Raw genomic sequence first — 11,307 nt, forward strand, 5'->3', positions numbered from 1 at the left:
CAACACTACATGTTGTGTGTGCCGACAAATACGAACTTTCGTAGGGGGCCGGACGGCGGACCTCAAATCGACCAATTCAGGTAGACGTTACTTTATATGGCCCAGAATGCCGTCCAGTTCGTCCAGGGAACTGTATTCGATCACCAGCTTGCCCTTGCCGCGCTGGCCGTGATCAATGGAGACCCGGGCGCCAAGCCGCTCGGCCAGGTCGTCCTGGAGCGCACGAATGTTGGGATCGAGCGCAGCCTTGCTGGCGGACTTTTTGTTGGGAGTTTCCTGCTGGACCCGGCGCACCAGCGCTTCGGTCTGACGCACCGACAGCGATTTGGCGACCACCTGTTTGGCCACCTGCATCTGCAGCTCCGGTGGCAGGGTGAGCATGGCGCGGCCGTGGCCCATTTCCAAATCACCGTGCTCAAGCATGATCCGTACGTCCTCGGACAAACCGATCAGCCGCAGCAGGTTGGTGATGGTGGTGCGGGATTTGCCCACCGCTTCGGCCACCTGGGCCTGGGTGAGGCCGAATTCGTCCTGCAGCCGCTGGAGGGCAAAGGCTTCCTCGATGGGATTGAGGTTTTCCCGCTGGATGTTCTCGATCAGCGCCATGGCAATGGCGGCCTCGTCGGGCACATCCCGGATGATGGCAGGAATCCGGTCCAACTCGGCCATCTGGGTGGCCCGCCAGCGGCGCTCACCGGCGATCAGCTCGTAGCGGCCCTCGCTGATGGGGCGAACCACCACCGGTTGCATCACACCCTGCTGTCGAATCGAGTCGGCCAGTTCCTGCAACGCCGCCGGGTCCATATCGCGACGGGGTTGGTAGCGGCCACGCTGGATGAGGTCGATGGGGACTTCGCGGAGCTCGCCGTCGTGATCCTTCAGCTCCTGGTCCAGATTGACCCTGGAGCCCGCCAGCAGAGCGCCCAGTCCGCGTTCACCCAATCCTCGTTTTTTCGCCGCCATGGTGTCAGTCATTCTTCCCGTTGAAAATCGTTGTACTTAAGTGAGTGACAGGGCGGTATGTTACACCGCCACCGGCGCGGATGTCTTTTTTGAACCGTGGCGGCGCACCATCTCACCAGCCAGGGCCAGGTATGCTATGGCGCCCTTCGAGGCGCGGTCGTACACCAGGGCCGGAACGCCGTAGCTTGGCGCCTCGGCCAATCGCACATTACGAGGGATCACCGCCCGGTACACTTTGTCACCAAAATACTCGCTGAGCTGGCCAGAGACATCCAGGGTCAGGCTGTTGCGGGGGTCGTACATGGTGCGCAGGATGCCTTCCACCTGCAGGTTCGGGTTCACCGTTTCCTGGATCTGCTCCACCGTGTTCATCAACGCCGCCAGCCCTTCCAGGGCGTAGTACTCGCACTGCATGGGAATGAGCACGGCATCGGCCGCAGACAGCGCATTGACGGTCAGGAGGTTCAGGGACGGCGGGCAATCGATCAGGATGTAGTCGTAGTTGTCACGAACCGTGTTCAGGGCCAGGCGCAGGCGGTGCTCGCGCCCGATCTCGTTCATCAGTTCCACTTCCGCGGCGGTCAGGTCCCCGTTGGCCGGCAGGATATCGAAACCCGAGGCCTCCGCCAGAATGATCGTTTCGGCGGCACTGGCGCGCTTGGTCAGCATGTCGTAGCCGGACAGCTCCAGGCTGTTTTTGTCGACACCGCTGCCCATGGTGGCGTTGCCCTGGGGATCCATATCCACCAGCAGTACCCGGCGTTTGGTGGCGGCCAGGGAGGCAGCAAGATTGACGCAGGTGGTGGTCTTACCCACACCCCCTTTCTGATTGGTCACTGCAATCACGCGCGCCATGTCGTGCCTCCTTGTTCGGTTAGCGGGAATCGGCTGCCCGGGCGACCACCAGCAGATGGCGTTCGCCGTCGGCGCCGGGGACCTCCAGGGAGTGGCTGGATTTTACCTGCCAGCCGGCCGGAAGGGCAGCCACTTCATCATCCGGAAACTGGCCTTTCATGGCAAGGAACTCGCCGCCATTTGCCAGCAGGCCGTCGCACCAGTGCACCAGATTTTCCAGGGCGGTAAAGGCCCGGCTGCTGATCTGGCTGAACGGCCGGGAGGGCTTGCAATCCTCGGCCCGACCGTGGATCACCTGCACATTGTCCAGGCCCAGCTCGAGAACGCACTGGTTGAGAAAGCGGGTTTTCTTGCCGTTGCTGTCAAGCAGGGTGAATTGGCGGTCCGGCAGCGTAATGGCCAGGGGAATGCCGGGCAGGCCGCCTCCGGCACCGACATCCAGCAGGTGATCGGTAGTTACCCAGGGCAGGATGCTCAGGCTGTCGAGCAGCTGGCGGGACACCATCTGGCTTTCGTCACGCACCGCGGTGAGGTTGTAGGCACGGTTCCACTTGTTGAGCAGACCCAGGAACGCCAGCAGCCGCCTCTGCTGGTCGTCGCCCAGCGCCAGCCCCATCACTGCCAGCCCGGTGCTGAGCTGGTCCTGCCATTGCGCATTGATCATGGCCGGCGCTCAGGCCGACTGCTTGCGCAACAGGTCGCGCTTTTTCAGGTGCACGAGGATCTGGCTCACCGCCGCCGGGGTCACACCCTGAATGCGGGAGGCCTGGGCCACGGTTTCCGGACGCACGGTCTTGAGTTTCTGCTTGATCTCGTTCGACAGCCCGCCGATCACGTCGTAGTCCAGATCCACCGGCAGAACCGTGTTTTCGTTCCGACGCAGGCGCTCGATCTCGTCAGTCTGGCGGGAGATGTAACCCTCATACTTGATCTCGATCTCCACCTGATCCGCCACCACCGGATCCTCAGCCTGGTCGGCGCCAATCTCGGCGATGTGGCTGTACACGATCTCCGGGCGGCGCAGCAACTCTGCCAGGGACTGATCCCGGGTCATCGGCTGTTTGAGAAAGCCATTGGCCCGCTCTCCGGCCTCGGTGTTGGGGTGAATGCGAGTGGATTCCAGGCGGCTGCGTTCAGTGGCAATCGCCTCGCGCTTGGCGTTGAACTTCTGCCAACGGTCATCGTTCACCAGGCCCAGCTTGCGACCGGTCTCGGTCAGGCGCAGGTCGGCGTTGTCCTCCCGCAGGATCAGCCGGTACTCGGCGCGGCTGGTGAACATGCGGTAGGGCTCGGAAGTGCCCATGGTGATCAGATCGTCCACCAGCACGCCCAGATAGGCCTCGTCCCGGCGCGGGTACCACTCGTCTTTCTCCTGGGCGCGCAGGGCGGCGTTGATGCCCGCCAGCAGGCCCTGGGCGCCGGCTTCTTCATAGCCGGTGGTGCCATTGATCTGGCCGGCAAAATACAGCCCCTGGATGAACTTGGTTTCCAGGGTGTGGCGCAGGTCCTGGGGATTCAGGAAGTCGTACTCAATGGCGTAGCCGGGCCGGGTAATGTGGGCGTTCTCAAAGCCGGGAATCGAGCGCACCGCCGCCAGCTGGATATCGAAGGGCAGACTGGTGGAGATGCCGTTCGGATACAGCTCGTTGGTGGTCAGCCCCTCGGGCTCCACGAAAATCTGATGCGAGTCCTTGTCGGCAAACCGGTTGACCTTGTCCTCAATGGACGGGCAGTAGCGGGGGCCAACGCCCTCGATGTTGCCGGCAAACATGGGCGAGCGGTCGAAACCGCTGCGGATGATATCATGGGTCTGCTCGGTGGTGCGCGTCACGTAACAGCAGATCTGCTCCGGGTGCTGATCGCGGCTGCCGATAAACGACATCACCGGGGTTGGGTCGTCGCCCCACTGCTGTTGCATCACCGAGAAATCCACCGAACGGGCATCAATACGCGGGGGCGTACCGGTTTTCAGCCGGCCCACATTGAAGGGCAACTCCCGAAGACGTTTCGCCAGGGCGTTCGCCGGAGCATCGCCGGCACGGCCGCCGGAATGGTGCTGCATGCCGATGTGGATAACGCCGCCCAGGAAGGTGCCGGTGGTCAGCACCACCGTTTTCGCGTTGAAGCGGATACCGGTCTGGGTGACCACGCCGGTCACCTGGTCGTTTTCCACCACCAGGTCGTCTGCCGCCTGCTGGAACAGGGTCAGGTTGGGCTGGTTCTCCAGGGTGTGCCGGATGGCCGCCTTGTACAGCACCCGGTCGGCCTGGGCGCGGGTGGCCCGCACCGCCGGACCCTTGCGGCTGTTCAGCACCCGGAACTGGATACCGCCTTTGTCAGTGGCTTCGGCCATGGCGCCGCCGAGGGCATCGATTTCCTTGACCAGGTGGCTCTTGCCAATCCCGCCGATGGCCGGGTTACAGGACATCTGGCCCAGGGTCTCGATGTTGTGGGTCAGCAGCAGGGTTTGCGAACCCATGCGCGCAGCCGCCAAAGCGGCTTCGGTGCCGGCATGGCCACCACCAATGACAATGACATCAAAACGGGTCGGAAAATCCACGGTCCACCTCGAACATCGGGCTGAAAATTAGGGACGAAAACAGGGCGGCGAGTATAACGCCTCACCCGGCAAATTGCAGTGGGAATGCACAAATTTTAACCAGATGGCGGATAACTTGAAAGCCAGCCAAAGCGCAGGTTCGTCCCATGGCCGGATTTCACGGCTCGTATGGGATAAGTGAAAACCGAAATTTATGCTTTTTCAGGGGCTTGGCCGAGTCTTCTCAGAAAACTTTTCAAGAAAGTTATCCACACTTCAGCAGTACCTCTCACACCCCCTAAAAATCCATTAACATATTGTTTTATAAAGCCAAATAAAATTTCATCCAGCGTCTTTCCGGAGGTTATCCAAGTAATTATCCACAGATGCTGGGCGCCGTAACCCGGATTCGCGGATTGGCGCCGATCCGGTGCACAAGCTCACCCCTGCCCCGGTACCGCCGCCCTGAATTGGTGCAAAGGGAATGTGTGACTGGCCGGGCACGAGGGTCCAGACACCCTCCTCCTGTTGCGACCAGCGGCCTTGCCCGCTGGTTGGTACGAAATTCGCAGTCTGTTTCATCTGCACACCAGCATCACACACGGCCAGGAAGGCTTTAACCGCAGTAGCAGTAGAAAGGTTCCTGACCATGAGCAGCGTAGTCCGACTTTCACGTCGCAGCTCCAGGCCAGACGGCGACTCGACCGATCCGGATATTATCCACAGCCACGACTTCAGTTCCGTGTACCAGCCTATTCTCAGCCCCACGCACCAGAAGCTGGTGGGTTACGAGGCACTGGTCCGCGTCCATAAAAACGGTGAAGCGGTTTCGCCGCTTGCGCTGTTCGAACAGGCCGAAGCACACGGCCAGACGCCCGCCCTGGACCGCCACCTGCTACAGCTGCACCTGGATAACTTTGCCGCCAGCGGCCAGCCGGTCTGGTTGTTCCTGAACATCAATCCGGCCACCTGTATTCATCCGGAGGCCTCGCTGGAACGGCTGGCCAGCCAGTGCCAGCAGAGCGGCATTCATCCGGAGAAAGTGGTGCTGGAACTCGTGGAAAGCGCTTCCGACAACCCGGCTGCACTGCTGGAATTTATCGACAAGGCCAAAACCTGCGGTTTCCAGATTGCCATTGATGATTTCGGCATGGGGGACTCGAATTTCGAGCGGCTCTGGCGCATCAACCCACTGATCGTGAAGCTCGATCGCAGCCTGCTGGTAAACGCCGAGAGTCACAGCCGTGCGCGAATGCTGCTGGAGAGTCTGGTGAAGATGATCCGGGAGAGCGGTAGCCTGGTCCTGTTGGAAGGAATCGAGAACCACACCCAGGCGCGTATCGCCCTGGAAACCGAGGCCGATTTGCTACAGGGCTTTCTGCTGGCCCGACCTTCGGTGCTTGAAGACCATTCCCAGGAGCTGACCGAGCACCGGCTGCGCACTGTAGTCGCCGATTCCAGCGAGTGGACGTTACAGGATGTCCGCGACCGGGAAGGCTATCTGCGACTGTTGCGTTTCGAGATCCTCGAAGCCTGTCACTCCCTCAGCCGCGAGCTTCCGTTCGATACCGCCTGTCGCCGGCTGCTGGAGGTGGACGGCGTGAAACGCTGTTTTCTGCTCGACAGCCGGGGCATTCAGCAAGGCAATCTGGCCCGGGCCAACCCGGACCTTCAGCGCGGCCGGTTCAATCCCCTCTACCACTCCGCGGGCGCCTGCTGGTCGCATCGGGAATACTTCCGCAATGCCCTCGAGCGGCCACAGAGCATCAGCAGTTGCCGGCCCTATGTGGCCCTTCCGGATGCCAAACGTACCATCACCCTGTCCACCATGCTGCCCGGGCAGCGGGTGTTCTGTGTGGATATCCACCCAGATGAGGTGTTTGGCGGCAAAATCACCTTTCCGGCGACACTCTGAGCCCGCGCCAGGCGGGATCAGAAGTCATCGGCGCGGCTCTGCGGCGCTGCCGCCACCCCGGTGCCGCCGGCGGTTCCAGCCGCCTGACGCTCCAGTTCCCTCTCCACCGCGTTGGTGGACTTGGCAAAACGGGCCAACAGGTTGTAGAGCACCGGAATGATGAACAGGGTCAGGGTGGTCGCGAAAATCAGGCCGCCGAGGATCACCATGCCAATAGCCGCGCGACTCTCGGCACCGGCACCGGTGGCGATGACCAGCGGTACCGCGCCAAAAATGGTGGAAATGGTGGTCATCAACACCGGCCGGAACCGCAGGCAGGCGCCTTCGAGGATGGCATCCCGGACCTCATAGCCCCGGTCCCGGAGCTGGTTGGCGAATTCCACGATCAGAATCCCGTTCTTGGCCATCAGGCCCAGCAGCATGATGATCCCGATCTGGCTGTATATGTTCAGGCTGATACCGGCCCACCACAGTGCCAGCAGGGCACCGGTCACCGCCAGGGGTACCGAGAGCATGATGATCAACGGGTGGATCCAGCTCTCGAACTGGGCGGCGAGCACCAGGAACACGATGACAAACGCCAGGGCGAAGGTCACGTAGATGGCGGACGAGGATTCCTGGAATTCCCGGCTCAGGCCCTTGTAGCTGACCCGGGCCTCGGGGGGCAGGTTATCCACCGCCAGGTTGTTGAGGTAAGTCAGTGCTGACCCCAGATCGTAGCCATCGGCCAGGGAGGCGCTGATCACCACCGCGGGCAGTCGGTCGATGCGCCTGAGATCCGGATTGGCGCCAATTTCGCGAACCGATACCAGCGCCTTGAGCGGAATCAGGCGGCCGCCTTCCCGGGGCCGCAGGAAAATCTGCTCCAGATCCTCCGGAGTTGCCCGGTTGGCATCCTCGGCCTGCACGATCACATCGTATTCCCGGCCCCGGTCGATGTAGGTGGTGACCTGGCGGGAGGCCAGCATGGTCTGGAGTGTCAGGCCGACATCCTCGATGGTGATGTCCAGATCCGCCGCCCGCTCGCGATCAATGTTCACCCGCAGCTCCGGCCGGGTCAGTTCGAAATCGGTGTCGAGATTCTGCAAGTTGGGGTTTTCCCGGGCCCGCTCTACGATTTCTTCGCTCCAGGCCTGCACTGATTCGTAATCCGGGCCGGCAATCACAAACTCCACGGCCTGACTGAAGCCTCGCTGGCCGAGACCCGGCGGATTCACGGCCACGGTGCGGATACCGGAGACATCGGACAGTTTCTGACGAATCTGGCTGGTGACTTCCTGCTGCTTGATGTCCCGCTCTTCCCAGGGCACCAGGCCCATGATCAGGAACGCGTTGTCCTCCTCATCGCGAAAGCCGACGATGGACAGCAACCGGTTGGCAATGCCCTGATCGAGATAGGGCAGCAGCGTTTCCTCTACCTGGCGCACGTAGTGATCGGTGTATTCCACGGTGGAGCCGCGCGGGGCGCTGGTGGGCATGATGATCACCGCCCGGTCTTCGGTCGGTGCCAGCTCCTGGGGCAGCTTCGGGTAGACCACGGCCGCAATCACCAGGCCCACCAGGCCCAGGCCCAGCAGCAGACCGGGCTGGTTCAGGGAGAACTGCAACAGCCGACGGTAACCGTTGGTGAGCCCGTTCAGCACCTTCTCGCTGGCGGCCCACAACCGGTGACCTTCCGCCGTTTCCGGACTGTGTTTCAGCCACTTGGAACACAGCATGGGGGCCAGGGTCAGCGCCACCAGGCTGGACACCACTACCGCCGCCGCCAGGGTAAAACCGAACTCCGCGAACAGCCGACCGATGTTGCCGCCCATGAAGGAGATGGGTACAAACACCGCCACCAGGGTGAGGGTGGTGGCGATGACCGCAAACGCCACCTGCTTGGCGCCTCGATAGGACGCCAGCAGCGGCGGTTCGCCTTCGTCGATGCGGCGCTGGATGTTTTCCAACATCACGATGGCGTCGTCCACCACCAGCCCGATGGCCAGGATGACCGCCAGCAGGGTGAGTACGTTGATGGAAAAGCCCAGGAAACCCAGGCCGATAAAGGCGCCGATCACCGCCACCGGAATGGTCACCGCAGGAATCAGGGTCGCCCGCCAGGAGCGCAGGAACAGAAAGATCACCAGGATTACCAGTGATACCGCAATGGCCAGGGTGGTCACCACCTCCTTGATGGAGGCCCGGATAAAGATCGACTCGTCGTAGCTCTCGGCAATGGTGACTTCCGGAGGCAGGGTTTCACGGATGTTTTCCAGCTCGGCCCGAACGGCGTCCGAAACCGCCACGGTGTTGGCCTTGGACTGGCGGATGATACCCATGCCGATGGCGGTCTGCCCGTTGGCCCGCAGGCGGCTGACGTCCGACTCCACCCCCATCTGGACATTGGCTACTTCGCCCAGGCGCAGGAGGTCGTTGCCGTTCCTGCGAATCACCAGCTGGCGGAACTCTTCCACGTTGGACAGTCGGCCCTCGGCCCGAACGGTGAAATTGCGGGTGGAAGAATCCACCGAGCCGGCCGGAAGCTCGATGTTGTTGGCACGCAGGGCCCGCTCCACCTCAGCCACGGTGATGTCCCGGGCGGCCAGGCGCTCCCGGTCGAGCCAGACCCGGATGGCGTAGCGACGCTCACCGCCAATCCGCACACTGGCCACGCCGTCCAGCACCGAAAGCCGGTCCGCCAGCACCCGGTCGGCAAAGTCACTCAGCTCCGCGCTGTCCCAGACGTCACTGCGCAGAGTTATCCACATCATCGGCCGGGCATCGGAATCCGCCTTCTGAACCACCGGCGGATCGGCTTCCTCCGGCAACTGGTTGGCCACCCGCGATACCGCATCGCGCACATCGTTGGCGGCAATATCCACATCCCGGGAGGTGTTGAATTCGATGCTGGTGCGGGATTCCCCCTGTTCAGTGGAGGATTCGATCGACCGGATACCCTCGATGCCACTGATGGCCCCTTCGATCACCTGGGTAATCTGGGTATCCACCACTTCCGCCGCCGCGCCGGTGTAATCCGTGGAGATGGAGACCACCGGAGGATCGATGTCCGGGTATTCCCGCACCGGCAGGCCCAGCAGCGCTGCCAGTCCGAACACCACAATCAACAGGCTGAGGACGGTAGCGAACACCGGTCGCTTGATGGAGACATCGGAGAGAATCACGGATTACAGCTCCCGCGCAGTGACAAACCGGTTATCGGGAATGGCGTTGTCATCGCCCAGAATCCGGATTCGATCGCCACTGCTGAGACGGTCCTGCCCGGTGACAATCACCGCATCCTCCGGCCCCAGTCCGCTGGCCACTTCCACCAGACCCGGCATGCGTGAGCCCAGGGTCACGGAGGTCCGACGGGCGGCGCCGTCGTCCGCTACAAACACGTATTGTTCATCACCGCGCACCATCACCGCCTGCTCCGGAATCACCAGGGCGTCGCGCTTACGCAGGGTCAGGGTGGCCGACATGAACTGACCGGGACGTAGCAGTCCGTCGGGATTGTCGATCAGGGCGCGAACCGGCAGCGACCGGCTCAGTTCACTGACCCGGGAACCCAGCTCCACCAGTTCGCCTGAGAAGGCCCGTTCGGGGTAGGCCGGTGAGGTGCCGGTTACCGCCTGGCCCAGGGAGACCGCCCCCAGAAAACGCTCGGGAATGGCAAAACCCAGCTCCATGCGGTCGGTGGTATCCAGAGTGGTGACCGTGGTACCGGCGGTCACGTAGGCGCCGACGCTGATATCACTGAGCCCCACCACGCCGGCAAACGGCGCCTGGATGCGATGGTTCTCCAGCCGCACCCGGGCCGCCTGCCGCTGGGCCTCGGCCACATCTACGGCGGTTCTGAGTTCATCCACCTGGGACTGGGAAATGCTGTTGTTGGAGCGCAGCCTCTGGGCGCGCTCCAGTTGCCGGCGGGCATCGGAGAGCTGGGCCTCAATCACCTGCAGGTCGGCACGGGCCTGGCGATCATCCAGCTGAAGCAGAACCTCACCCTCGTTGACCCGTTTGCCAGCCTCGAGGTTCAGCCGGACCACCCGACCACTGACCTCGGTGGTCAGTTCCACCGCATTCAGGGCCTGCAGACTGCCCACCGCCTTGACCACATCCCGCACCGTCTCACGGCTGGGAAGCACCGTGTTGACCGCGCTGGCAGGTCGCTCCCGGGCGCTCATGGCCTGGCCATCGCCGTCGAGATTGCGGTACATCAGGGCACCACCCACGGCAACGGCCACCAGCACCAACGCAATCACACACTGTTTCCACATAGCAATTCCCGATTATTCGCCGTCTCAGTCTGTCGAATTGTTCGCTGTCATTTTTTCTGGATCACCAGGACCACCTCGCCCACATCGATCCCCCACTTGCTCATGGTGGTCTCGTTGATCAGGGTGTCCGGCGTAATCAGGTACATCCAGTCGTCCATTCGGACATCCAGGGTGCCATCACCATAGGCCACCCGGAGCACGTAATTCATGTGGATCGCATTGCCGCGCCAGCGCATGGTGCCCGGCTCCACCACGTCACCGGCATTGGCGCGGTAACCCTCATCGCTCGGGGTCAGGGTCCAGACCCGGGTCTGGACTTCGCCGTCGTTGAAGCGAAATACCTCGTCCAGCGTGCCCACACCCTCGTCGTTCCAGGACGCGGTGATGTCCGCGTCGAAGGTGCGGATCACTTCGCCGGAGAAATTCTTGACCACACCACGGGCGGAAAGTTCGCCGTCAAAGAACTGCTCGGGAACCAGTGTGGGCGTACGATCTGCGTAATCCTCAAGGGAAGGGCTGGCACAGCCGCCCAGCAGCAGTGCCGACAACGCTACCCACAGTATAGGGGTCGCCGCGTTTTTCGATACCAGGGAGATCAGGCTTTGCATGACTTTTACACTCCTTGCTCGGGTTTCCGGATGGGTTGCAGGCAGGCGTTCAGTGATACGCCCGCGGAAGGTTCACCGATCATTCCGTGGCCGTGGCCGCCCGTCGGCAAAACCGTCATTTCGGCCAATTGTCCATTCTGACATCCGTGCCGGCGGTTTTCGTCA

At 62.2% G+C, this 11,307-nt stretch carries 8 protein-coding genes; 1 reads left to right on the forward strand and 7 read right to left on the reverse strand.

Annotated features, from left to right (window positions below):
• Positions 1-87: 87 nt before the first annotated feature.
• Genes BM344_RS10200 through mnmG form a run of 4 tightly spaced genes read right to left on the reverse strand, consistent with a single transcriptional unit; the run spans position 88 to position 4,378 of the window.
• A complete protein-coding gene (locus BM344_RS10200; protein ID WP_091991000.1) occupies positions 88-963 on the reverse strand; it encodes a ParB/RepB/Spo0J family partition protein in 876 nt (291 codons plus the stop codon).
• A 60-nt stretch (positions 964-1,023) separates the two neighbouring features.
• On the reverse strand, positions 1,024-1,818 hold the full coding sequence (locus BM344_RS10205) for a ParA family protein (protein ID WP_091989170.1): 795 nt from the start codon (positions 1,816-1,818) through the stop codon (positions 1,024-1,026).
• Between the two features lie 19 nt (positions 1,819-1,837).
• Entirely contained in the window at positions 1,838-2,482 is a 645-nt protein-coding gene (gene rsmG / locus BM344_RS10210; RefSeq protein ID WP_091989173.1) for a 16S rRNA (guanine(527)-N(7))-methyltransferase RsmG, read from the reverse strand.
• Between the two features lie 9 nt (positions 2,483-2,491).
• A complete protein-coding gene (gene mnmG / locus BM344_RS10215) occupies positions 2,492-4,378 on the reverse strand; it encodes a tRNA uridine-5-carboxymethylaminomethyl(34) synthesis enzyme MnmG (protein WP_091989176.1) in 1,887 nt (628 codons plus the stop codon).
• A 628-nt stretch (positions 4,379-5,006) separates the two neighbouring features.
• On the opposite strand from mnmG, the gene BM344_RS10220 reads away from it, so the two are divergent.
• Positions 5,007-6,272, forward strand: coding sequence for an EAL domain-containing protein (locus tag BM344_RS10220; protein WP_091989179.1), 1,266 nt, complete (start codon positions 5,007-5,009; stop codon positions 6,270-6,272).
• A gap of 17 nt (positions 6,273-6,289) precedes the next feature.
• Here the strand turns inward: BM344_RS10220 and BM344_RS10225 are convergent, their stop codons facing one another.
• From BM344_RS10225 to BM344_RS10235, 3 genes are read right to left on the reverse strand one after another with little or no spacing between them, the layout of a single operon-like run.
• Positions 6,290-9,436: an efflux RND transporter permease subunit gene (locus BM344_RS10225; protein ID WP_091989181.1), complete on the reverse strand. Its 3,147-nt coding sequence runs from the start codon at positions 9,434-9,436 to the stop codon at positions 6,290-6,292.
• Positions 9,437-9,439: 3 nt separating this feature from the next.
• Positions 9,440-10,534, reverse strand: coding sequence for an efflux RND transporter periplasmic adaptor subunit (locus tag BM344_RS10230; RefSeq protein WP_091989184.1), 1,095 nt, complete (start codon positions 10,532-10,534; stop codon positions 9,440-9,442).
• A gap of 47 nt (positions 10,535-10,581) precedes the next feature.
• Positions 10,582-11,142, reverse strand: coding sequence for a DUF3833 domain-containing protein (locus BM344_RS10235; RefSeq protein WP_091989187.1), 561 nt, complete (start codon positions 11,140-11,142; stop codon positions 10,582-10,584).
• Positions 11,143-11,307 lie beyond the last annotated feature (165 nt).

This window comes from Marinobacter gudaonensis (genome assembly GCF_900115175.1).
Lineage (GTDB): Bacteria > Pseudomonadota > Gammaproteobacteria > Pseudomonadales > Oleiphilaceae > Marinobacter > Marinobacter gudaonensis.

Bases quoted from the DNA above. Each gene is read 5' to 3' on its own strand.
- BM344_RS10200 (WP_091991000.1), bottom strand. From the start codon at position 963: ATGGCGGCGAAAAAACGAGGATTGGGTGAACGCGGACTGGGCGCTCTG.
- BM344_RS10205 (WP_091989170.1), bottom strand. From the start codon at position 1,818: ATGGCGCGCGTGATTGCAGTGACCAATCAGAAAGGGGGTGTGGGTAAG.
- rsmG (WP_091989173.1), bottom strand. From the start codon at position 2,482: ATGATCAATGCGCAATGGCAGGACCAGCTCAGCACCGGGCTGGCAGTG.
- BM344_RS10220 (WP_091989179.1), top strand. From the start codon at position 5,007: ATGAGCAGCGTAGTCCGACTTTCACGTCGCAGCTCCAGGCCAGACGGC.
- BM344_RS10230 (WP_091989184.1), bottom strand. From the start codon at position 10,534: ATGTGGAAACAGTGTGTGATTGCGTTGGTGCTGGTGGCCGTTGCCGTG.
- BM344_RS10235 (WP_091989187.1), bottom strand. From the start codon at position 11,142: ATGCAAAGCCTGATCTCCCTGGTATCGAAAAACGCGGCGACCCCTATA.